Here is a 24365-nt window from a genome sequence, read left to right as displayed (position 1 = left end):
GTTTTGCCTGCACGCTAACAGCAATCTAAGGAGAGACATCGATGGAGAACATCAGCTACGAGACGCTCGAGAAGATCGGCTACAAGGGCTACCTGCTGCCCAAGGACGCGCCCGAGAAGGTTCTGCAGTTTGGCGAGGGCAATTTCCTGCGCGCCTTCGTCGACCGCTTCTTTGACATGGGCAACGAGGCAACCGGCTGGAACGGCAAGGTTGTCATGGTCCAGCCCATCAGCGGTGCCTTTGGCTTTGCCGACGGCATCAATGCCCAGGACGACCTGTACACCGTGCTGGTGCGCGGCAAGGAGAGCGGCAACACGGTCGACGAGTCCCGTGTGATCAGCGCTTGCAGCCGCTGCCTCAATCCGTACCGCGAGGCAGACTACCGCGCCATGATGGAGGTCGCCGTCTCCGACGATTTGGAGATTATCGTCTCCAACACCACCGAGGCCGGTATCGCCTACGATCCGTCCTGCAAGGCCGACGACATGCCGCCCGCGAGCTTCCCCGCCAAGCTTGCCCAGGTGCTCCACACCCGCTGGGCCGCCGGCAAGCCGGGCGTCATCGTGCTCGCCTGTGAGCTCATCGATCACAACGGCGAGGAGCTGCTGCGCATCATGAACCAGTACGTGAGCGACTGGGGCTGGGAGGACGAGTTTGCGCAGTGGATGGCCAACGACTGCACCGTCTGCACCACGCTCGTCGACACTATCGTCCCCGGCCGCATCCGCGACCCCAAGGAGGCCGCTGCCGTGGCCGAGCGCCTGGGCTACGAGGATCCCTTCCTGGCCGTGCGCGAGCCCTTCCAGATGTGGGGTATCCAGGGCGATGAGTCGCTTGCCGAGAAACTGCCCTTCGTGAAGGCCGGCCTGCCGGGCGTCTTTGTGACCCCCGATGTCACCCCGTACAAGAAGCGCAAGGTCCGCATCCTCAACGGCGCCCACACTGCCTTTGTTCCGGGCTCCTGGGTTGCCGGCTTTGACATCGTGCGCGATTGCATGCATGACGAGACCGTTCGCGGCTTCATGAACACCATGCTCTACGACGAGGTCATCCCGACGCTTGCCGCCGATCTTGATGTCGAGGACTGCAAGGCCTTTGCCGCCGCCGTCGAGAACCGCTTCGACAACCCGTTTATCGACCACGCGCTGCTCTCCATTTGCCTCAACTCAACCGCCAAATGGCGTGCTCGCGACCTGCCCACGCTCAAGGACTATGTTGCCGAGACCGGCAACCTGCCCAAGTGCCTGGCGACGAGCCTCGCTACGCTCATTGCCTTCTATACGCAGGAGCTCGTTGCTCGCGAGGGCGATGGCCTGCACCTGCGCCGCGCCGACGGCACCGAGTACACCGCTCAGGACGATGCCTTCGTGCTCGATTTCTACGCCGCCCACGCCGGTGCAGACGATGCCGAGCTGGTGCACGACGTGCTCAGCAACGAGCAGATGTGGGGCGAGGACCTTACGCAGATCGCCGGTCTTGAGGAGTTCGTCGTCAACGCGCTCGCCGTTGTGCGCGTCGACGGCGCCAAACAGGCCTTCGCCAACGCCCAGGCCTAAATCCTTCTGTGCGCCCGCCGGGCAATTGGCGGGCGCCCGCTGACTTCTGCTCAACCTGTAGGGTTAGGACTCTTTGTAATGAATACTATCCAGATCAATCCGGCCGACAACGTGATCGTCGCGCTGTCGCCGCTTGCCAAGGGCACCGCCGTCGCGGTTCCCGGGGTGGGCGAGGTCGTTGCCGCGGAGGATATTCCGCAGGGCCACAAGATGGCCGTGCGTGCCATTGCGGCAGGGGAGGACGTCGTCAAGTACGGTCTTCCTATCGGTCACGTGACGGGCGACATCCAGCCCGGTCAGTGGCTTCATACGCATAACGTCAAGACCAACCTTTCGGGCGAGGTCGAGTACGCTTACAACCCGACGCATCCGGTCGTTGAGCCGGTTGAGCCCGAGACCTTTATGGGCTTCCGCCGCGCTGACGGCCGCGCCGCCACGCGCAACGAGCTGTGGATCATCCCCACGGTCGGCTGCGTCAACGAGGTCGCACGTGCCATGTGCGAGCAGGCTCAGGATCTGGTCGAGGGCTCGCTGGAGGGCGTTTACTACTTCCCGCATCCCTTTGGCTGCTCGCAGACCGGTGCCGACCATGCCCAGACGCGCCGCTTGTTGGTGGCGCTCTCGCGTCACGCAAACGCTGCAGGCGTGCTGTTCCTGTCGCTCGGTTGCGAGAACTGCACGCACCAGCAGGTGCTCGACGAGCTCGGTGACTTCGATCACGAGCGCGTTCGCTTCCTCACCTGCCAGGATGTAGCCGACGAGCAGGTCGAGGGCCACAAGATTCTGTCCGAGCTTGCCGACCTGGCCAAGCAGGCCAAGCGTGAGCCCATTCCGGCCTCCGAGCTGGTCATTGGCCTTAAGTGCGGTGGCTCTGACGGTCTTTCGGGCATTACCGCCAACCCCACGATCGGTCGCGTGAGCGATATGGTCGTCGCCCGTGGCGGCACGTCGGTGCTCACCGAGGTGCCCGAGATGTTTGGCGCGGAGAGCATTCTGCTCGATCGCTGTGAGAGCCAGGACGTCTTTAACGCAGCTGCCGACATGCTCAACGGCTTTAAGGACTACTTTATCAGCCATGGTGAGGTCGTCTATGAGAACCCGAGCCCCGGCAACAAGGACGGCGGCATTACCACGCTCGAGGACAAGAGCTGCGGCTGCGTGCAAAAGGGCGGATCTGCCCCCATCGTCGACGTACTGCCGTATGCCGGTCAGGCTACCAAGCATGGCCTGAACATGCTGTGCGGTCCGGGCAACGACATGGTATCCACCACGGCCCTGACGGCTGCCGGCTGCCACGTAATCCTGTTCTCGACCGGCCGCGGCACGCCGTTTGGCGCACCGGCGCCTACCCTCAAGGTGTTCACCAACCAGCGTCTGTGCGACCACAAGGCCAACTGGATGGACTTTAACGCCGGCGTGATCGCCACGGGCGAGCGTACGCTCGACGAGGCTGCCCACGACCTGTACCAGCTGGTGCTAGAAACGGCGAGCGGCAAGCTTACGAGTGCCGAGCGTCGCGGCTGCCACGAGATCAGCATTTGGAAGGATGGCGTCTGCCTGTAGCGGTAAATGGGTTCGCATAGGGCGCTATTGACCATGGCCCCGTCGGGAGTGTTCCCGGCGGGGCCATGTTTGTTCTGTCTGTTCGGGCGTGTCTTCCTGAGGGTACGGGAGCGGCGAAAACAATAAACGTTCACCTAATCGACCTCAAATTTAAACCCACTCAATACCCATGTAATCGTGATTTTTTTCAAGTCAGATGTCCGTTTAACGGCAAAAAACGACCGTTCAAGGATAATATACAAGTGAACGTTCACCTATCATATGCAATCGCGCATAATCTAGCTAAACGTTCACCCTACGAGTGGGCGATATGCAGACAGACATCGGTATGGACTCCAATGTCTTGTTACAAGACAATCGAGAAAAGAGAGGGAGCTCGATGACTAACAAGATCGGTAAAAAGCGCAAGATCACATTCTGGACGCGCTTGGGCTTTGGTATGGGCGGCATGCTCAACTCCGGTGCCCTGAGCTTTACGCACAGCTACATGGTGCTGTTCCTGTCCACGGAGTGCGGTCTGTCCGCAGGCGAGGCTGCGCTGATCAGCTCGTTCGCCATCTATCTCAACGCCATTCTGTGCCCGCTCATGGGCTTTGTGGCCGATAACTTCTACGCTACTAAGATCGGCCGCATCTTTGGCCGCCGCCGTTTCTGGATCTTGCTGGCTATCCCGATGATGGTCGCCGAGCCGCTCATCTTTGTGGCTACGCCGTTTGGTTTCCCGTACTACTTTGTGTTGTACCTGATCTACAACGTCGCGTACACGTTCTGCACCGCCAACCTGTCGCCGCTTACCATCGAGATGACCGATGACTTCAAGGAGCGTACGTACCTCACCGGCTACAAGCACCTCTTTGGTAACGCCGCCGGCTTCCTGATGGCAGCACTCGTCGGCTTTGGCTTTGGCACCTTCGGCGAGACCAACCCGTTCAGCTACTTCATCATCGCTACGATTAACGCTTCGGTCATGGCAATCTCGCTGCTGTGCGTGTACCTGTCCACGTGGGAGCACACCCCCGAGGAGGTGGCTCAGGAGAAGATCGAGAGCGTCGGCGAGGGTATCAAGAAGTTTTTCATCGACGTTATCTCTACCTTCCGCAACAAGTCCTTCCGCAAGGTCCTGTATGCACAGGTCTCCACGAAGCTCGCTGCTGCCTGCTGGTCTGCCTGCCTGTCCTTCTTCATCGTCTACTGTCTGCAGATTCCTAAGTCCTACGAGTCCGTGATGGAGATGCCCGGCAAGGTCGTCGCTATCGTCTGCACCGCCATCTGGGTCGCCCTCATGGCCAAGAAGGGCTTCCACAAGTCTTGGTACCTGGCAAACGTCGGTTGCGCCGCGTGCATCATCGCCTACAACTACTTCGCCTTTGGTCAGATCAACGGCACCTCCACGGTCGCCATCGCCATGATCGCCTATCCCATCATCTTCGCCATCTGGAAGTTCTTCTACGTTGGCTTCCAGTATCTGCCCGATGTTCTGCTCAACTACATCCCCGATGTCGATGAGCTCATCACCCTGCGTCGTCGCGAGGGCATCTACAGCTCCGCACAGCAGCTCTGCCAGCAGATTGCCCAGGCTGTTGCCGTCAACGTATGGGCTATCGTCCTTGCTGCCTCCGGCTTCATTCAGACCGCCGGCAACAGCGACGCCGTGACCCAGCCCGCCACCGTGCCTCTGTACATCTGCGGCTACATGCTCATCGGCTGCGCCGGCTTCTTCCTGCTCGCGGCCGTCCTTGCCCGCGGCATCAAGATTGACAAGGAGCAGTGCGACATCCTTTGCGACGAGATCCACCGTGTCAAGGAGGGTGGCAAGATGGCCGACGTCAAGCCCGAGGTCAAGGCGCTTTGCGAGGAGCTCTCCGGCTTTAAGTACGAGGACTGCTTCGCCCACAACAATGTTGGCTTCCAGGACGGCAGCGTAATTCCCGCCGAGTAGGGCAGGCGCATCGTCCAAACCACAGGGCCGTGCCACCGGAGATCCACCGGCGGGTACGGCCCTTTTTTAAAAACGAGTAGTATGAACTTCTGATTACATTTGAGGGAGAGACCCATGGAGACGAACGTTATCTGGCGCAATGCCCGCGCGGCCGTTATCGAGCTCGACGATGGCGGCTACTTTACCTGTGCCGATACGTGGGAGATCTTTGTCAACGATGAGCCCGCCGGTACCACGAATACGGTCGAGACCTATGTCGATGGCCTGACCCCCGGCAAGCGCAACCTGATCCGCTTTGTCTGCGGCGAGCGCGAGTTGAGCGTAGGCGTCACCACGCCGGCGGAGCCCTTTACCATCAACGTTCGCGACTGCGGAGCCAAGGGCGATGCCGAGCACGATGACACCACCAACATTCAGGCTGCCATCATGGCCTGCCCCAAGGGCGGCCGCGTGCTGATTCCCGCCGGCAGCTACCGTATCAAGTCCCTCTTCCTTAAGAGCAATATCAACATCGAGCTTGCCGAGGGCGCGGTGCTGCTGGCCCGCCACGACCGCGCCGCGCTTGCCTACATTCCGGGTACGGTCGCGGGCGACGAGGGCGCCGGGTATGCCGGCACCGACATGCTGCCCCTGGGCCGCTGGGAAGGCGAGAGCTTTTCGACCTACTGTTCGACCTTTACGGGCCTGAGCGTGCACGACGTGTGCATCTATGGCCGCGGCGCCATCGACGGCCAGACCGATTTTGCCGAGGACAACTGGTGGAACAAGGACTTTAAGAACATCTTCCGTCCCGAGGAGGGCCGCGAGGTCGCCCGCCCGCGCATGATTTTCCTGTCCGAGTGCGAAAACGTGAGCCTTGCCGGCTTTACCGTGCGCAACAGCCCGGCGTGGAATATCCATCCCATTCTGTGCGAGCACGTCGATGCCCTGTGCCTGTCCATCGAGGGTCCCAAGAACTCCCACAACACCGACGGTTTCGATCCCGAGAGCTGCGGTTTTGTCCGCATCCTTGGCTGTCAGTTCTCGGTGGGGGACGACTGCATCGCCATCAAGAGCGGCAAACTGGGCATTGAACCCGAGCTCCGTCCCGCCACGCACGACGTGCTGATCTCGCACTGCTACATGCACGACGGCCACGGCGCCGTGGTGCTGGGATCCGAGGCCGCCGGCGGCATCAAGGACCTCACCGTGAGCAAGTGCCTCTTTGAGCGCACCGACCGCGGCCTGCGCGTCAAGACACGCCGCGGACGCGGCAAGGACGCCGTCAACGAGGGCATCACCTTCGAGCACATTCGCATGGATAAGGTGCTCACGCCCTTCGTGGTCAACTCGTTCTACTTCTGCGACAAGGACGGCAAGACCGACTACGTGCAGTCTCGCGAGGCGCTGCCCGTCGACGGCCGTACGCCCGGCTTTGGCGCCACGACGTTTTGCGATATCGAGGCCACCAACTGCCATGCGGCCGCGGCCTATATCACGGGCCTTCCCGAGAGCAAGGTGACGCGCCTGACGTTCCAGGATGTCCATGTGACCTTTGCCGCCGATGCCGAGCCCTTTGTGCCGGCCATGGCCTGCGGCGTGGAGCCCATGGTGCGCCAGGGCATCATCGCGCAGAACGTGAAAGTCCTCGACCTGCAGAACGTGCGCATCGAGGGTCAGGATGGCGACGAGCTGCAGCTGCAAAACGTCGACAAGGTTATCCGCGCGTAGGGTAGTGCTCCTGCACAAGTGAATACGGCATGTTGAGGCGTGCGACGGTCGGGTCTGCCCGGCTGTCGCACGCAATCTATAGGTGCCGGTATTGCACGGTGGGTGTTCTGTGACAGAAAGCGTAATGACAGATGAGTGGTAAAGAACAGCTCTTTGAGGTATCGCTCGAACGCGAAGGCGCGTATCGCAGCATTTCGGCGGCGCTCGAGGCGGCGGAGCGGTGTGTGCCCGATGCGACCGTGCCGGTGCGCGTGCTGGTGGCGCCGGGTGAGTACCGCGAACGGGTCGAAATTCGTCGTCCGCATGTGACGCTCGAGGGCGAGACGGCCGACAGCGTGCGTATCGTGGGAGGCCTGGGTGCCAAGATGCCTTCGGAAGATGGTAGCGGCCAGGATGGAAGACTCGGCACCTTCCGTACGTACACGGTGCTGGTCGATGCCGACGACGTGACGCTTGCGGGTCTAACAATCGAAAACAACGCCGGTGATGGGCGCGAGGTCGGCCAGGCGATTGCCCTGTATGCCGATGGTGACCGCCTGGTTGTCGATGTCTGCTGCATTAAGGGACACCAGGACACACTCTTTTTGGGGCCGCTGCCGCCGCGCGAGGCCAAGCCGGGCGGCTTTATAGGCCCCAAGCAGTTCGCCCCGCGCCGCGTGGGGCGGCAGTATTTTCGACGTTGCCGGATCGAGGGCGATGTCGACTTTATCTTTGGCGGCGCGCGTGCCTACTTTGAGGGGTGTGAGATTCGCTCGCTCAACCGCGATATGGATGTCAACGGGTATGTAACGGCAGCCTCCACGCCTCAGGGCGAGCCGTACGGATTTGTGTTTCATGGTTGTTCGTTTACAGCCGATGAGGGCATTGCCCCCGGATCGGTCTATCTGGGTCGTCCATGGCGCGAGTGGGCCCAGACCGTTTTGCTCGAATGCTGGCTGGGCCCCCATATTTCACTCGAGGGTTGGTGGGATTGGAATAAGCCAGCGGCACATGACGGCACCCTGTATGCCGGCGGTGCCCTGTTTGGCCCGGCGGGTGATACTGCCGCTTGGGTGCCGTGGGCGCATTGCCTGACCGGTCAGGATTCCGAACGCTATGCGCGTGACCGAGTGCTTGCCGGCACGGATGGTTGGGATCCCGAGGGCGGCGACGGTGATGCGGTAGAGACGGCCGGGCTATCTGCCAATGGCCGCACCGTGCACATCGAGACGTACTACGAGGACGAACCTGCGCTGCGCGCCCGACTGAAGCGCGAGGGGCGCTCGGCTGCATTTACGGGCAAGACTCCCACAGACTTTGAGGCATGGAAGGCTGCGACCAGGACTCGTCTGTACGATATTTTGGGTCTTTCGCTTATGGACCGCGCCCCGATTGAGATTCGTGAACTCAATCGCGTGCGGGTTGCCGGCAGCATCGTGCGTACTCATGCGGTGTTGCAGGTTGAGCACGATGTGTGGATGCCGTTTTACCTGTTGGAGCCGTCCCGCCCCAAGCTTGACGAGCGGGGACTCAAGCGCTGTTATATCTGCCCGCATGGTCACCAGGGGGCGGGTGCTGCAAGCATAGCCGGCGTTGTGGGCGTGCCGGCGGTCGACGATGCCGTGCGTAAGTTCAATTACGACTACGGTCTGCGTTTGGCGCGCATGGGTTACGTGACCGTCTGCCCCGATGCGCGTGGTTGGGGATACCGTCGTGACTGGAAGGGTCAGGGCGACGACGAGAACAGCTACCTGCGCGGTACGTGTCTGAATCAAGCACGTATGGCCGAGCCGCTGGGTCTTACGGTCGCGGGCCTCAACGCCTGGGACAACATGCGCTTGATTGATTACTTGGAGACACGCGGTGACATTGCCATGGACGACCTGGGCTGCTTTGGTTTTTCGGGCGGCGGTTACATGACGTTGTACCTGTCCGCGCTCGACCCGCGCGTGCGCAAGGCGTTTGTCTCGGGCTATCTGTACGGCGTTGATGACTCGCTACTGCACCTCAACGGCAATTGCAGCTGCAATTACACGCCTGGACTCTGGCGTCTGCTCGACATGGGCGACATTGCATCGCTTGTCGCGCCACGGCCGCTCTTGGTTCAGAGCTGCGAGAAAGACCATCTCAACGGCGCCCGCGGGCTTGCGAACGTAGACGAGCAGCTCGATATCGTTCGCGACGCCTACGCGCTGCTGGGCAAGGACGAAAACCTTCTGCACGAGGTCTGCCCGGGTGGACACCACCTGGGCGTGGCGCATCTTGCCGAGGATATCGAATGGCTCGATTCGCAAGTTGCGGAATACGCCCACGTATAGTCCCTCGGTATGTTGCGAATGAACGGTATGTACCTGTATGACCGCCGGTGTGCGGGTGAGGAGAAGAATATGGAAACGAAAAACTTGAGCGAATTGACCATCTGCTGCTTTGGCGATTCGACCACCTGGGGCGATAACGGATGCGGCGGGGGAGGCAACGATATCTCCTGGACTTCGCACCTGGGTGCGCTGCTGGGCGGCGCTACGATCGAGAACTTTGGTATTAAGGGTTCGCGTATTGCCGTCAAGGCCGACCGTAGCGATTCGTTTGTCGAGCGCTTGGACGGCATCGATCACACGGCAGATATCTGCATCGTCTTTGGCGGCGTTAACGACTTTAGCCGTAACGTGCCGCTGGGAGAGCTGGGCAGCACGGACGTGCACGAGTTCTACGGTGCGCTCGACTACCTGATCCGCACCATCACGGCGCGCTCGCCTCAGGCAAAGCTGGTGTTTATGACGCCGTGCAAGACGAGCGGCAAACACGAGAAGGATATTCCGGCAAGCAACGAGGCCAACCATCTGGGCCTGACGCAAGACGCCTATGTGCGCGCGATGCTGGAGGTCTGCGATCGCTACTCGGTGCCGGTGATCGACCTGTATGCGCAAAGCGGCATCAGCCCGTTTTTGCCGGAGCACCGCGAGCTCTACATGCCGGACGGTCTGCATTACAGCCCTGCCGGCTATGAGCGCCTGGCGCATCGCATCGCTGCGGGCCTCACCGCCGTTTGCCGTTAAAAGTTTGCCGTTCACGGGGATTATAGGGTTAACGTTCACCCTATAATCCCCGTTCGCGTTACACTAGGGGAAACGTTCACCCATCAATAACGTCAGAGGGGACAGCAATGGGTTGCAATCAGATTCTGGACCGTTATATCGAGCAGTTGATCGAGACCTCTACGCCTCAGGCGCCGGCCTGGAATATCGAAAAGCTTCGCGCCGGCAAGGAGAACACCTGGAATTACATTGACGGCTGCATGATCAAGGCGCTCATCGAGCTGTACGAGATCACCGGCGAGCAGCGTTACCTGACCTTCGCCGACGACTATATCGACTTCTTTGTCCAGGATGACGGCACCATCAAGCATTACGATCCCCAGGAGTACAACCTCGACAACGTCAACGCGGGCAAAACCCTCTACAAACTCTATGACCTGGTGGGCAAGCCCAAGTACCGTGCCGCCATGGATACCATCTACCGGCAGCTCGAGACCCAGCCGCGTACCAAAGAGGGTGTGTTTTGGCACAAAGCCGTCTACCCCAACCAGATCTGGCTCGACGGCATGTACATGGCGCAGCCGTTCTACATGCAGTACGAGCTGAGCTTCCACAACCGCCGTGCCTGCTCGGATAGCTTCCATATGTTCCAGGTGGTGCACGACCTGATGCGCAACCCCCTCAACGGCCTGTACTATCACGCCTACGACGCGAGCCGCAAGCAGTTCTGGTGCGATCCCGTCACCGGCCTTTCGGCCAACTTCTGGCTGCGCGCCGAGGGCTGGTTCGCCATGGCGCTCATCGATACCTGGGAGCTCATGCCGCCCTCGATGTCGGCCGAGAAGGACGAGATCCGCAAGATGTTCCACGACCTGATCGACGCCATGCTGCCGTATCAGGACGAGAAGACCGGCATGTGGCACCAGGTCATCAACCTGCCCAATATCGCCCCCAACTATCTGGAGGAGTCGGGCAGCGCCATCTTCGCCAACGCCATCATGAAGGGCGTGCGCCTGGGCGTGCTGGGCGAGCGCTACTACCAGTACGGCCGCCGTGCGTTTGACGGCATCTGCGACACGTGCCTGTCCGAGCGCGATGGACAGTTGGCGCTTGACAATATCTGTCTGGTGGCGGGCCTTGGCAACACCGCGCACCGCGAGGGCACGTTTGGCTACTACATGAGTGAGCCCGTCGTCAAAAACGACGCGAAGGGCGTGGCGCCGCTGGTGCTCGCCTATATCGAGACCATGCATCATGACAAGTTGGCCGGTAAGCGCGATCCGCTCGCCCCTTCGGGCGTGTGCTCCATCGATGACCCGTTTGGCGGCTACACGCCGGGCATCAATGCTCATAAGGGGCGTGAATAGCGTGGGGGCCATTACTCCGGGCGTGCGTTTACACGACCTTCCGCAGGGGACCGTCGAGGAACGCATTCGCATGGCAGGAGAGCTGGGCTTTTCGTGCATTCAGCTGCCGAGCAAGGTGCTCTACGCATCAATGGGAATCGATCGATGCGGTCTGACCCGCGAGCTCGCCGACCATTTGCGTGCGGTGCTCGATGAGGCGGGCGTTTCGGTCGCCGTGCTCGGCTGTTATAAGAATCTGGCGACGCCCGATCGACAACAGCTCACGGATAACTTTGCCGAGTACGAGGCGTGCTTGAACTTTGCTCAGATGCTCGGCGGCTGTCCGGTTGGCACCGAGACCGGTCGTCCCAATGCGCAGAACCGCGTTGCTGACGACCGTATGACCGACGAGGCACTCGATGCGTTTATGGATGGACTCGCGCGCGTCTGCGAGTGCGCCGCGGCCGTGGGTGGGCAAATACTGATCGAGCCCGGCTGGAACGAGACGGTCAACACGCCAGATCGCTGCCGTGAGGTGCTGGAGCGCGTCCCGAGCCCGGCGCTCGGCGTGATCTACGACCCGGTGTCGCTGCTGCATCCCAGCGTCGTTGGCGAGGCACAGGAAATCACCGCGCGTATGCTCTACTTATGCGGCAGTAAGATTCGCGTGCTGCACGCCAAGGATTTTGAGGTCGTCGACAACGAGGACGAAGCCGGCTGGTGCGACGGTACGGGTTCTCGCCTGGTGTGCCACGGCGTGGGCGAGACGGGCCGCTATGACTTTGAGCCCGTGGTGGCCTGGGCGGCTGCCGCCTGTTCGGGGATTCCTTGCGTGGTCGAGAACAGCGTGCCGGCGACGGCGGCTAGCTGCCTGGCGACACTCGAGCGCATGTCCGCTCGCTGCGGGGCTCCGCATCGCGAGATATAGCATTGGCTTTTGCCGTGGCGGCATATTGAGTTTGCTTGACTGGGGGCGGCAGTGAAGGGTTTTTTTATCGTCGCCTCATTGGATTACATCAAAAAGGGGAGTTGCGTGGCTATCCACATTGTCGAAGAGGCGAATCGTTGCCTAGGTTGCAAAAGGGCGTTCTGCCAGCTTAAGGGCTGCCCGGTGCAGACGCCTATTCCGCAGGTCATCGACCTGTTTAAGCAGCGCCGTCTGGAAGAGGCAGGTGAGCTGCTGTTCCAGAACAACCCCATGAGCGCGGTCTGCTCCATGATCTGCAACCATTCGGGCCAGTGCGAGGGCGCGTGCATTCAGGGCCGCAAGGGCGCACCGGTGCATTTTTCGAGTATCGAGAACTATATCTCGACTGCGTATTTGGATCGTAGGGAGTGGAAGCCTGCGCCGTCGTGCGGCAAGCAGGTTGCCGTGGTCGGTTCCGGTCCTGCCGGCATTACCGTGGCCATTAAGATGGCCCAGCTGGGCTGTGCCGTCACGGTGTTTGAACAGCGCCCCGAGATCGGCGGCGTGCTGGAGTACGGCATCCCCGAGTTTCGCCTGCCCCGTGCTCTCGTGCAAAAGTACCGTCACGTGATGTGCTCGCTTGGCGTGCGCGTTCGTCCCTCGACCACCATCGGTGGTGCGCTGCATATCGACGACCTGCTGCGCGACGGCTACGATGCGGTCTTTGTCGGTACCGGTACCTGGCGCGCCCGCAAGCTGGGTATTCCCGGCGAGTCGCGTGGCAACGTACTGTTTGGTATCGATTACCTGGTCGATCCCACGAGCGTGGCGATCGGTCAGAACGTGGCGGTTATCGGCGCTGGCAACGTGGCCATGGATGTTGCCCGTACGGCCCTGCGCTCGGGCGCTCGCAAGGTTACCGTGTATGCCCGATCGCGCCATATCTCGGCCATCGATGACGAGGTGGAGCTGACCGAGCTTGACGGTGCCGAGATCGTGCGCGGCAAGGCGATTTGCGCCATCGACGATAACGGTCCGGTGTTCGAGACGGCTATTTTTGACGAGGACGACAACGTGGTGGGCTACGAGGAAGAACTTGACCATGTGCCCGCCGACACGGTTGTGATTGCGGCCTCGCAGGTGCCCAAGGACAAACTGGTGCTTACGACGGGCGGTCTGGAGACCGACCATCGCGGTCTGCTTTCGGTCGATGAGTGCGGCATGACCACCGTGCCGGGCGTCTTTGCCGCCGGCGACGTGGTCAACGGCCCGCTCACTGTGGTCCATGCTGTAGCCGGCGCCAAGCTCGCCGTCGAAGGCATGACCAGCTACCTGGGCCTCTAACCCATCCCATCCATCAGTTGCGGTGAAATACGGACTGTTTTGGCTGTCAAAGGCCTTATCTACTCCGTATTCCACCACAACTTTTTGTGGGCTGAGTAAAAGCCGGGGGAGCGCGCACGGTCGGGTACGGCGCGGTTACTGATACGATAAGTACGTTAGCAACTGCCGCCGAGCGGCTCAAATGAAAGGAACCCTGTATGGAGTCCTCCGCCTACCCGATGCTCTTTAGTCCGATCAAGGTCGGTACGACCGAGGTCAAGAACCGCGTCTTTATGCCGCCGGTATCTACCAACCTGGCCGATCACGGCTATGTGACCGACGACTTGGTCGATCATTACCGTGCCCGCGCCAAGGGCGGCGTGGGCCTCATCATTACCGAGGTCGTGACGGTCGAGCCCACCTATACCTATCTGCCGGGTGACATGTGCTGCTACGACGACACGTTTATCCCCGGCTGGGAAAAGCTCGCCGCAGCCGTTCACGAGTATGGCTGCAAGATCATGCCGCAGCTCTTCCATCCCGCCTACATGGCCTTTAACATTCCGGGCACGCCGCGCCTGATCGCTCCGTCCTTTGTAGGCCCGTCCTATGCCCGCGAGGCGCCGCGCCCCATCACGGTCGATGAGATCCACGAGCTCACGCATCAGTTTGGCGACGCTGCCGTGCGTATGCAGAAGGCCGGCGTCGATGGCGTCGAGGTTCATGCGGCGCACGCCCATGGCATGCTCGGCGGCTTTTTGACTCCGCTCTACAACAAGCGCACCGACGAGTACGGCGGCTCGCTCGACGCCCGCATGCGCTTTTTGCTCGAGGTCATCGCCGAGATTCGCGAGCGCTGCGGCAAGGACTTCATCATCGACGTCCGTATCTCGGGCGACGAGTACACCGATGGCGGCCTGACCCTCAACGACATGATCTACGTCTCGCGTCGCCTGGAGAAGGCTGGCGTCGACATGATTCACGTGTCGGGTGGCACTACCATCAAGCGCGGCTCCGCCATTCCCGCCGCCGGCACCCAGCAGGCCTCGCACGCCGCCTGCTCGCGCGAGATCAAGAAACACGTGAACATTCCCGTCGCCACGGTCGGCCGCATCAACGAGGCATGGATTGCCGAGGAGCTGATCGAGGACGGCGCCGCCGACATCTGCATGATGGGTCGCGCTAATCTGTGCGATGCCGAGTTCTGCAACAAGGCCGCTGCCGGCAACGCCGACGACATCCGCCCCTGCATCGGTTGCCTGCGCTGCCTGAACGGCATCATGTTCGGCAAGCGCATCTCCTGCACCGTCAACCCGGACGTGGAGCGCGACGAGGCTGGCTACGAGCCTGCCGCCGAGGCCAAAAACGTACTCGTTGTGGGCGCCGGTCCTGCGGGCATGGAGGCAGCCTACATTGCCGCCAAGCGCGGTCACAATGTGGTGCTCGTGGATAAACAGGACGAACCGGGCGGCGAGATGCGCATCGCGGCCGTTCCGCCGGCAAAGCAGGAACTCACCCGCGTGATCAAGTACCAGTATCGCCGTCTTGCTAAGGCGGGCGTGAAGTGCGTCTTTGGTACCGAGCTTTCGGCCGAGGACATTCAGCGTGACTACGCGGGCTACGAGGTTGTCCTGGCTTATGGCGCCGAGCCCATCGCCCCGGCCTTCATGCAGGGATTTAAGCAGGTCATGACGGCCGACGACCTGCTGGGTGGCAAGGCCTTCCCGGGCAAGAAGATTATCATCGTGGGCGGCGGCACCGTCGGTTGCGAGACGGCCGACTACCTGGCCCCACTGGTCAACGATCTGTCGCCGGCCAATCGCGACGTCACCGTTATCGAGATGACCAAGACGCTCGCCGCCAACGAGGGTGGTGCCGGTCGCGCGGTGCTCATCACGCGCATGCTCTCCAAGGGCGTCCACGTGCTGACCGAGGCCAAGGTGACCGAGATCACCGAGGATGCCATCAGCTACGAGAAGGATGGCGAGGCCCACACCATCGCCGATGCCGATACGCTGGTGCTCGCCATGGGCTATCGTCCCAATACCAAGCTGGCCGACGACCTTGCCGCTGCCGGTGTTGCCACCCACGTGCTGGGCGATGCCAACAAGTGCGGCAACATCCGCGATGCCATCGGCGATGGCTACAAGGTTGCCTGCGAACTCTAGTCAACCCCTGGAGCTAGGGGGACAGGCTGCTTTGCACCAACGTGGTGCCTAGGTATCTGACCCCTCTGCACCATTCGATAGCAAAAAGCGGCGGCCGCCCCGGGCTTCGGGGCGGCCGCCGCTTGCGTTGGCTGCGATGAGTCGTGCGATTAGAGGCCCAAGATCTCCTTGACCTTGGCGATGATGGCCTCGTCGGTGGCGTTAGCAAAGAAGTACTCCTGGAAGTGCTCGCCGGCAAGTGCGCCCTTCACCAGGTCCTGGTCGATCTCGCCCAGGACGTCGACGAGCGGACGCATGGTCACAGCGCGCACGCCATCGAGGATCTTCTTGTTGCGCTGCTCGGGCTCAACGCGCTCGGCGGGGTAGCCGTTGCCCGAGCCAAAGCCAAAGAGCTTCTCGAAGGTGTACTCGAGGTTGAGCTCCTGGCCCCAACCGTTCTTGAGAGCGAAGGGCATGGCGACGGCGTTGCCATCGTTGACCTGAGCAAAGGTGTAGGCGTCAAGCGGGTCGGCAACATGGCCGCACAGCACTCCGGGGAAGGAGTTGCAGGCGAGCATGGCGCCCTCGCCGGTGCCGCAGCCGGTCACGACGTAGTCGGCTGCGCCGGAGTTCAGCAGCACGGCGGCAAGGATGCCGTTCTGCACGTAGGTGAGAGGCTTGGAGTCGGCATCGGCATACATGCCATAGTTAAAGACGGTGTGGCCCATGGGCTCGACAACCTTCTTAAGGGCAGCCTCGATCATAGGGTTCTTGGAGTTCTGAGAATTCTCGTTGATCAGAGCGATCTTCATGGGGGTTAACCTTTCACTTTATTTATTAGTTTTAGATATGTTGTGCGCGTCATCTTCGAGCAGTGGGCCGTTGTGCGGGCGGTCGACAGTTAAGTCTGTCGCGAGTTCCGCACGCAAAGGAAAGCACTTAATGTGCTTTCCGTCTTGCGCAGGACTGTCCGAGCAGCAGACTTAACTGCCGACCGCCTCGCCCAGTTTCCTTACTGCGGTTGCTTGCCGATGTAGGCCAGGATGCCGCCATCGACGTACAGAATGTGCCCGTTGACAAAGTTCGATGCGTCGGAAGCCAGGAACACAGCGGGACCCTTCAGGTCCTCGGGCGTGCCCCAACGGGCCGCCGGCGTCTTGGCAATGATGAACTGGTCAAATGGGTGGCGGCTGCCGTCGGGCTGCGTCTCGCGCAGCGGTGCGGTTTGCGGCGTGGCGATATAGCCGGGCCCAATGCCGTTGCACTGGATGTTGGCCTCGCCGAACTCGGAGCAGATGTTCTTGGTGAGCATCTTGAGTCCGCCCTTGGCGGCGGCATAGCCGGCGATGGTCTCGCGACCCAGTTCGCTCATCATCGAGCAGATATTGATGATCTTGCCGTGGCCCTTGGCGATCATGCCGGGCAGGCAGGCCTTGGACACGATAAACGGTGCGTTGAGGTCGATATCGACGACGCGGCGGAAGTCCTCTGCACTCATGTCGAGCATCGGGGTGCGCTGGATGACGCCGGCGTTGTTGACCAGGATGTCGGGCGTGGTGCCAAAATCTGCCTCGATCTTGGCTATGAGCTCGGCGACGACGGTCTCGTCGGTGACGTCGGCAACATAGCCGTGAGCATCAAAGCCCAGCTCACGGTAGTGCTTTTCGGCCTCGGCGACTTTGTCGGCGTGACGGGCGTTAAAGGCAATCTTGGCCCCGGCCTCACCGAGTGCCTCGGCAATGGCCATGCCAATACCGTAGGTGGCACCGGTCACGAGCGCGACTTTGCCATCTAGGCGGAAGCTGTCCATAAGATCAGACATAGCAATCCTTCCTAAAGAAACGTTCATCTTTATGAGTCCTACTTCTAATACAAGCTCAGTATAGGAGAAGCAGAGGAATTTACTCGCAGCTTTTCCTAGAATCAGGTGAACGTTCACTTTTAAAAGGCGAACGGTTGTGGCCGATTGTCGCGATGCCCGCCATTCGCTCTGTGCCTGTGCACTCTCCGCAATCATGTTGCGGTTGTAGGGCAGGTGCAAACACATCGCATCGTGTGCCGCGGTGGGCTTGCGCGCTTTGTGGCCATGCTTGCCATCTGCGGCTCGAAGGGGAGGCGACATGCTCATAACCTGTGCGGGGAGCGCCGCGGGATGCGATAGTATTACGTGGTGATATTCGACAAACCGTGAGCTTCATTCGAGGGCTTTATGGAACAACACCAGCATTATCAGAGCCTGCAAGATCAGGCATACAACGCACTGCGCTCCAAGATCATCTATGCCGAGCTCAAGCCCGGCACACGCCTTTCGGCGATTGGTCTGGAAAAGGAGACGGGGATCGGACGCACGCCCATTCGCGAGTCCTTTGTGCGCCTGCGCGAGCAAGAGCTGGTGGAAACGCGTCCCAAGAGCGGCACCTACGTCTCTAAGATCAGCATGGAACACGCCGAGAATGCCTGTTTCTTGCGCGAGAAACTCGAAAGAAGCGTACTCATAAAATGCTGTTCGGCCGCTTCACCCGAGCAAAAGCATCGGCTCGAGCAGATTCTTGCCGAGTCCGAGTCGCTCGACCATAGCGAAACGCGTCGCTTTTTCGACCTGGATAACCTGTTCCATGAGACGTGTTTCGTGATTGCTGGCCGTCACATGTTGTGGGATTGGATGAAGAGCGTCAACACGCATTTTGAGCGATACAACTGGTTGCGTATGGTGTCGCAGGATCTGGATTGGGAGCCGATTCGTCGGCAGCATCGCCGGATTCTCGAGGCCATTAAGAGGGGCGATACCGACGCGGCGAGCTATCTGGCAGAGACGCACCTGCACCTGATGCCCGAGGAGCAGGGCCCGGTTATCGCCCTGCATCCCGACTATTTTGAGCTGTCCAAAGACTCGGCCATCTAATCGTTTCCCCCATAAGTCGCGATGAAATAGGGGTTGTTGTGCTGCCCAGGTGGTGCAGACGCCCCCAGTTCACTCACGAGCTCGGGGCCTTTTTCGTCCGGATTGTTGACGTATTGCCGAACGAAAATAGTTTGCGTTTGGTAATAAGCGTACGAAAGCGCAGTTTCCATTCTCATTTCGGACGCAAATCAAGACGAAAACCGTTTTCGTCTTCTATTAATCTGTACGAAAACGGTTTTCGTCTTATAATACGGTCATGAATGGTACGAAACGAAGAGGCTGGGCGTATGGTTGTTAGAGAGAGCCCTACAGTCGAATACAAGGAAAGCGTTACGCCGACGTTTCTTAAAACGGTTAGCGCTTATGCAAACTACGGGACGGGCAAGATTGAGTTTGGCGTTGATGACGAGGGCGTGGCTGTCGGCCTTGCAGATCCGGTCGCAGAGTGTCTCCGCATTGAGAACATGATTAATGACAGCTTGGATCCCGCTCCCCGTTACACGCTCGAGCCCGATGAGAAACACGGGACCGTAATCCTTACGGTTTATGAGGGACAGGACAAACCCTATCGAAGCAAGGGAAAGGCCTACAGGCGAAACGATTCGGCAACGGTGGAGGTCGACCGGTTTGAGTATGGCAGGTTGACGCTCGAAGGCAGCAACGTAACGTTCGACGCGCTCGCGTCGACTTGCCAGGACTTGAGTTTTTGCACGCTCGAACAAAAGTGTGTCGAACATCTCGGCATATCTGAGCTAACGTCGGATATTATGCGCACGCTTCGCTTGCTCGGCAAGGTCGGCTATACCAACGCTGCGGCGATTTTGGCGGATAAGAATGATTTTCCTGGCATCGACTGCGTCCGTTTTGGTGATACCGAGGATGTGATCTTGGATCGTGAGTCGGCGACAAATGTATCCGCCATTGAACAGGTGGACAGGGCGGTGGCTATGTTTGCACGCTACTACCGTTATGAACGTATCGAAGGGATGGAACGCGTCCAAACTGATCGAATTCCTCTCGAGGCGTTTCGCGAAGCCGTTGCAAACGCTTTGGTGCATCGGACGTGGGACGTTCGAGCGAATGTTCAAATTGCCCTGTACGACGATCGCGTCGTTGTCACTTCGCCCGGATCGCTGCCCGCCGGTTTGACGACGGAACAATACCTGTATGGGCAGATATCCGTGCTCAGAAACCCAATTGTCGCCGAGGTCTTTTTAAAGCTGGATTACATCGAGAAATTTGGCACGGGAATCGCGCGAATCAGGCGTGCGTATCGAGATTCTTTAAGCCGACCGGTATTTGATGTTCGCGGCGGCATGGTGACCGTCACATTGCCCGTTATCGATGCCTTTGAGGGGTCTGAGGAAGAGGCCCAGGTTCTCAAGGCTTTGTCGGTCGGACGAATAATGTCGCGGGGCGAGATTGAGCAGCAGACGGGGTTGAGCCGCGCGCGTGCGTTGACGGCGCTTGAATCACTGATTGGGCGGAAAGCGGTTGTAAAGCGGGGGACTGGGCGTTCCACGAAATACGAGCGCGCATAGGCCAAAAGAACCATATTGCAAGACAGGCCCCAAGCCTTTGCCCGCTTGGGGCCTGTTGTATGTTGGCTGGCAGCGGTAGATTTATAGCAAGATATAGCAACGTTAGTGAGATATAGCAACGTATAGCGCTGTTCGCGGGTTCTTACGGTGGTGCTATTATCCGAATGCCGCGCGGATAAAGTGCTGGGCGAAGAGCTTGTTGGCGACGTTGATGACGTGGCCCAAGAACAGCGCCGAGATGGCTGTGGTCACGCCAAAGCCGCCTAGGTTGTGCATGAGCGCGAGCGACAGAATGAGGGACACGGCGACATGTGAGCAGTCGAACACGACTTTTACGTCGCCAAAGCGGCGTTTAAGCTTTTCGGCAATGACCTGCACCAAGCCGTCGGGCGCGTTGGGGACAACGCCCATGTTGACGACGAGACTTACGCCAAATGCGGTGACAGCGAGGGAGAGCAGCATGGTCGCAACCTGTGCGGGGAGTGCCGTGGGATGCAGTGGGTTGACCGCCATGAAGAAATCGGTGAAGCCGCCGATGAGCGTCGAGAAGCACAGCTCGAGCAAAATGCGCGGCTGGAACTCGCGTCGCAAGATGGCCAATTGCGCCAGGATGTAGGCGACATAGGTAGCAGTGATCCAAAAGCCGAGTGTCTTGCCGGTGAGCATGGATAGGGTTGTGGCAAAGCACGTGAGCGCAGCGACTCCCAAGCCGGATGCCGTCTGGAGACTCATGCCGAGTGCCAAGATGGCAACGCCGGCAAGATACATGAGCATCCTGATGACTGTGTGGAACCAATCTATATTCTCGCCATTCATTACGATGAGCGGCCGCATGTCGTGACCTTCCTTTCGGAATTTGGGAGATGCAGTAAAGGCTGCGGCGCCGCTTGGGGGAAAGATCGGAAGCAAGGATCCATTCCTCCAGACGGCGCCGCAGCTGTTTGGGTGACATGGCTTTTGTCGAAGTGGCTTAGTTGAGTGCGCCTGCCAGCCGCATAAACAAAGCGGCTCGGGTGCGTGTCGCTTCCGTCACGTTCTATCAGCATACAAGACGGTTTCGGTTCTTGTCCGTGACGGAAACGGCGCGCACCCGAGCCGTTTTAAAGGGGCGCGGCCTCGGTCGCGCCCCCACGATAGAGAGCGAGTCAAGCGGGGAAGTCAAGCAGAAAATCCACCATTTCACCCCGTCTCAGGCGGCAGGGTTAGCCGCGGACCTTCTTGACGACGTCCATGGCCTCGCGGGCGATCTGCTCGACCTTGGAGAAGTCGCCGTCGGCGAACAGGGCCGGCTTGACCATCCAGGTGCCACCGCAGGCGATGATGGCGCTGGAGCTCAGGTACTCCTCGACGTTGGCGGTGCTCACGCCGCCGGTGGGCATAAAGCGATGGCCGACAAACGGAGCGGCGAGGGCCTTGATGGTGTTCAGGCCGCCATACTGGGCCGCGGGGAAGAACTTGGTGACCTTGAGGCCGAGGTTCTCGGCGGCGGTGACCTCGGAGGGGGTCACGGTGCCGGGGAGGACGGGCAGGTCGATGTCGATGCAGTGCTTCACGACGTCCTCGTTGTAACCCGGGGAGACGATGAACTTGGCGCCGGCGGCGCGGGCCTGCTCAACCTGCTCGACGGTCAGGACGGTGCCGGCGCCAACGCACATCTCGGGCTCGGCGGCGGCCATAGCGGTGATGCACTCGGCGGCGCAGGCGGTGCGGAAGGTGACCTCGGCGGACTTCATACCAGCTGCCATAAGGGCGTGAGCGAGCGGAGCGGCGTCCTCGACCTTGTCGAGCACGACGACCGGCACGATGCCCAGGGATTCAAGCGTGGTGTAGAACTGATCGAACATGGTGTTCCTTTCGATGTGAGGCGCGCACGGGCGCGTGATTGCCAAAGAAGATTGGCCATGAGCCGGTTCCGGATTGGTTATCGGAGGCACTGCTTGGGGTTCAAGCAATTTCGGAACCGGCTACGAGGCCAGTCGTGAAGGAATGCCAGACAAAACCGGAATGGGACTAAGTGGTTCTACCTGGCCGGAGGAATCGGGGAGCGGGCTGCAGAGGTATGGGTATGGAAAGCTGCAGTCCGCGGAATGGGGAACGAATTAACGGGCGACGCGGGTGCCACCGTCGGCGGCGTTGGCCACAGCGGCGATCTCGTCGGCGGTCACCAGATTGGAATCGCCCTTGATGGTGAGCTTGAGGATCGAGGCCGCGATGGCGTAGTTGACGGCGTCCTGCGGGTCAAAGTCGTTGATGAGGGCATGGACGAGGCCGGCGTTGAAAGCGTCGCCGGCGGCAACGCCCTCGAGCACATGCACGTCGTGAGCAGGGGAGAACCAGTGCTCGCCGCTCTCGGCGTCAAAGAGCATGCCCATCCAGATGGAGCGCTCGACGCAGGAGATGTTGCGGACGACCGAGGCGACCTTCTTGCAACCGTACTCGGCGCAGATCTGACGGGCCATCTCGACGTAGGTGTCGCGCTCCTCGATTCCGTGGGCAAGGGAGCCGGAGACGCAGGTCATACCAAGGCCGGCGGGTGCGTCCTCGTCGTTGGCGATGCAGATGTCGACGAGTGGCAGGAGCTCCTTCATGGTTGCCTGCGACTTCTCGGGCGACCACATCTTGCCGCGATAGTTCACGTCGCACACGGTGGTGATGCCCTTGGCGCGGCAAGCGGTGAGGGCATCCTTGCAGGCAGCGGCCATCTCGTCGGACACGGCGGGAGTCACGCCAGAGAAGTAGAAGACATCGACGCCCTTGAGGATTTCGTCCCAATCAAAGACGTCGCGCTTGGCCATGTTGATGGCGGAATACTTGCGGTCGTAGACGCAGCCGTTGCCGCGCTGCGAGGCGCCAACCTCAAACACATAGGAGCCAAGACGGTCGCCCTGGCGCACGACGCGCGTGGTGTCGACGCCGTAAGCCTTCAGCGAGCGAAGGGCGCACTCGCCCAGGCGGTTGGCCGGAACAACGGAGACGTAAGCGGCCTTGTCGCCCTGATAGGCCAGGGAAAGCGCGGTGTTGGCCTCGGCGCCGCCGTAGCGAACGTCAAACTCGGTGGCCTGTTCAATGCGCAAGTGATCTTTGGGCGAGAGCCTCATCATGATCTCGCCGAAGGTAAGAACCGTTTTACCCATGGTCGCGCAGCTCCTTCTTGCTCGTGCGTACACCTTTGATATGGCGTTGGCACGGAGGTGCCAAGACGGTAGGGTGCATCTTTGCACCTCCGTGCCAACGCTCGCCGAAATCGGTTTACGAAATCGGTTTCGTTTCGAGTTGTAGTATACTCACCTACAGCGTTTTGCAACCGAGATTTTTAAAAAATGCCTAAAATGGCTCAGACCGCCGACAATTGGGAAACGGGGTGCGCTATGGCGCAGATGAGAATCAAGGACATTGCCGCCGCGGCGGGCGTGAGCCCGGCCACGGTCTCGCGCTATCTCAATAACCGCCCCGGGCAGATGACCGAGGAGACCCGCGCCCGCATCGCGGCGGTTATCGAGCGCACCGGCTATCGCCCACGTGCCGCCGCACGCAATCTGCGCAGCTCGCGCACCAACCTCATCGGCGTGATTCTGGCCGACATCGCCAACCCGTTCTCCAGCGCCATGCTCGAAGGGCTTTCCGCCAGCGCCGCCGCGCGCGGCTGCTCGCTCATGACGGCCATTAGCGGCAACGACCCCGCCAAGGAGGCAGAGTCGCTCACCAGACTTATCGATGCCGGCGTGGACGGCCTGGTCGTCAACACCTGTGGCGGCAACGACGAGGCAATCGCCGCGGCCGCGGGACGCCTACCCGTTGTGTTACTCGACCGCGACGTTGCCGATGGTGGCATCGATCTGGTGACCTCCAACAACCGTGAGCTGGTCGCCGGCCTGGTAGACGCCTTGACCGCTGCCGGCAGCGAGCGCCTGTGCCTACTTACCGAGGCAAGCGACGACAGCCCCGTGCGTCGCGAGCGCGCCGAGGCCTTTGCCGACGAGCTCTCGCGCCGCGACCTTGCGGGCGAGGTCGTCACCCTGGCCGACGGCGGCGCCACGGGCGTCGGCCGCCTGGACGAGACTATTCGCGGCAACGCAGGCAAAAAACTCGGCCTTATTGCCGTCAACGGCTTGGTCTTTTTGCGTCTGACCGAGGCGCTGGCGCAGCTTGGCCCCTCGCTGCCGGCGGGTCTCAAGATCGCGACGTTTGACGATTACCCCTGGAACCATGTGCTCTTTGGCGGTGTGACCACGGCCGCGCAGGACACCCTCACCATTGCCGAGCGCGTAGTCGAGCGTCTGTCCGAGCGCATCGATGTCGTTACCACTACGGTGGGCGAGGCCGCAAGGCTCGCCCCCAAGCGCATCGAGGTCCCCGGCCACATCGAACACCGCGCTTCGACCTCGCGCTAGTCTGTGTGATATTATATAGACAATGT

Annotated in this window: 18 protein-coding genes; 13 read left to right on the top strand and 5 right to left on the bottom strand. The window is 60.6% G+C overall.

The window, feature by feature from the left end; translation table 11 throughout:
• The first annotated feature begins 41 nt into the window (after positions 1-41).
• From DW913_RS00245 to DW913_RS00200, 10 genes are all read left to right on the top strand, one after another.
• Positions 42-1556: a tagaturonate reductase gene (locus tag DW913_RS00245; protein ID WP_117797105.1), complete on the top strand. Its 1515-nt coding sequence runs from the start codon at positions 42-44 to the stop codon at positions 1554-1556.
• 78 nt (positions 1557-1634) lie between these two features.
• Positions 1635-3119 (top strand): UxaA family hydrolase, encoded by a 1485-nt coding sequence (locus DW913_RS00240; RefSeq protein ID WP_117797103.1) that lies wholly within the window; start codon positions 1635-1637, stop codon positions 3117-3119.
• 379 nt (positions 3120-3498) lie between these two features.
• Positions 3499-5058 (top strand): MFS transporter, encoded by a 1560-nt coding sequence (locus DW913_RS00235; protein ID WP_157758022.1) that lies wholly within the window; start codon positions 3499-3501, stop codon positions 5056-5058.
• A 114-nt stretch (positions 5059-5172) separates the two neighbouring features.
• Complete coding sequence (locus DW913_RS00230) at positions 5173-6768, top strand: glycoside hydrolase family 28 protein (protein WP_117797101.1); 1596 nt, start codon at positions 5173-5175, stop codon at positions 6766-6768.
• A 131-nt stretch (positions 6769-6899) separates the two neighbouring features.
• Positions 6900-9065: a pectinesterase family protein gene (locus DW913_RS00225; RefSeq protein ID WP_117797099.1), complete on the top strand. Its 2166-nt coding sequence runs from the start codon at positions 6900-6902 to the stop codon at positions 9063-9065.
• A 69-nt stretch (positions 9066-9134) separates the two neighbouring features.
• Positions 9135-9803: an SGNH/GDSL hydrolase family protein gene (locus DW913_RS00220; RefSeq protein ID WP_233541962.1), complete on the top strand. Its 669-nt coding sequence runs from the start codon at positions 9135-9137 to the stop codon at positions 9801-9803.
• A 107-nt stretch (positions 9804-9910) separates the two neighbouring features.
• Positions 9911-11149 carry a glycoside hydrolase family 105 protein gene (locus DW913_RS00215; protein WP_099432661.1) on the top strand — a complete coding sequence of 413 codons (1239 nt, stop codon included), beginning with the start codon at positions 9911-9913 and terminating at the stop codon, positions 11147-11149.
• 1 nt (position 11150) lies between these two features.
• Positions 11151-12056, top strand: a complete 906-nt coding sequence (locus tag DW913_RS00210; protein WP_158566164.1) for a sugar phosphate isomerase/epimerase — start codon at positions 11151-11153, stop codon at positions 12054-12056.
• A gap of 105 nt (positions 12057-12161) precedes the next feature.
• The gene (locus tag DW913_RS00205; protein WP_117797093.1) at positions 12162-13379 is read left to right on the top strand and encodes an FAD-dependent oxidoreductase; all 1218 of its coding nucleotides are present in this window, start codon (positions 12162-12164) and stop codon (positions 13377-13379) included.
• A gap of 197 nt (positions 13380-13576) precedes the next feature.
• Positions 13577-15526, top strand: a complete 1950-nt coding sequence (locus DW913_RS00200; protein WP_117797092.1) for an NAD(P)/FAD-dependent oxidoreductase — start codon at positions 13577-13579, stop codon at positions 15524-15526.
• A gap of 149 nt (positions 15527-15675) precedes the next feature.
• Here DW913_RS00200 and DW913_RS00195 read toward each other — a convergent pair whose 3' ends face one another.
• Together DW913_RS00195 and DW913_RS00190 are read right to left on the bottom strand one after the other, a co-directional pair.
• Entirely contained in the window at positions 15676-16317 is a 642-nt protein-coding gene (locus DW913_RS00195; RefSeq protein WP_055309683.1) for an RpiB/LacA/LacB family sugar-phosphate isomerase, read from the bottom strand.
• A 200-nt stretch (positions 16318-16517) separates the two neighbouring features.
• Entirely contained in the window at positions 16518-17327 is an 810-nt protein-coding gene (locus tag DW913_RS00190) for a gluconate 5-dehydrogenase (RefSeq protein WP_117797090.1), read from the bottom strand.
• A 387-nt stretch (positions 17328-17714) separates the two neighbouring features.
• On the opposite strand from DW913_RS00190, the gene DW913_RS00185 reads away from it, so the two are divergent.
• Both DW913_RS00185 and DW913_RS00180 read left to right on the top strand, forming a co-directional pair.
• Entirely contained in the window at positions 17715-18407 is a 693-nt protein-coding gene (locus tag DW913_RS00185; protein WP_117797088.1) for a GntR family transcriptional regulator, read from the top strand.
• 287 nt (positions 18408-18694) lie between these two features.
• The gene (locus DW913_RS00180; protein WP_158566163.1) at positions 18695-19948 is read left to right on the top strand and encodes an ATP-binding protein; all 1254 of its coding nucleotides are present in this window, start codon (positions 18695-18697) and stop codon (positions 19946-19948) included.
• Positions 19949-20104: 156 nt separating this feature from the next.
• Here the strand turns inward: DW913_RS00180 and DW913_RS00175 are convergent, their stop codons facing one another.
• The 3 genes from DW913_RS00175 to DW913_RS00165 all read right to left on the bottom strand — a co-directional run bounded on the left by DW913_RS00175 (position 20105) and on the right by DW913_RS00165 (position 23082).
• A complete protein-coding gene (locus DW913_RS00175; RefSeq protein ID WP_117797084.1) occupies positions 20105-20782 on the bottom strand; it encodes a YitT family protein in 678 nt (225 codons plus the stop codon).
• A gap of 368 nt (positions 20783-21150) precedes the next feature.
• Positions 21151-21792 (bottom strand): bifunctional 4-hydroxy-2-oxoglutarate aldolase/2-dehydro-3-deoxy-phosphogluconate aldolase, encoded by a 642-nt coding sequence (gene eda / locus DW913_RS00170; protein ID WP_117797082.1) that lies wholly within the window; start codon positions 21790-21792, stop codon positions 21151-21153.
• Between the two features lie 255 nt (positions 21793-22047).
• Entirely contained in the window at positions 22048-23082 is a 1035-nt protein-coding gene (locus DW913_RS00165) for a sugar kinase (protein WP_117797080.1), read from the bottom strand.
• Between the two features lie 234 nt (positions 23083-23316).
• Here DW913_RS00165 and DW913_RS00160 point away from each other — a divergent pair, with 234 nt between their 5' ends.
• A complete protein-coding gene (locus DW913_RS00160; RefSeq protein WP_158566162.1) occupies positions 23317-24339 on the top strand; it encodes a LacI family DNA-binding transcriptional regulator in 1023 nt (340 codons plus the stop codon).
• Positions 24340-24365: the final 26 nt, after the last annotated feature.

It is taken from the genome of Collinsella sp. AM42-18AC (genome assembly GCF_003467965.1).
Lineage (GTDB): Bacteria > Actinomycetota > Coriobacteriia > Coriobacteriales > Coriobacteriaceae > Collinsella.
The sequence above is the reverse complement of the archived record's forward strand: the minus strand, read 5'-3'. Positions and strand labels throughout refer to the sequence as shown.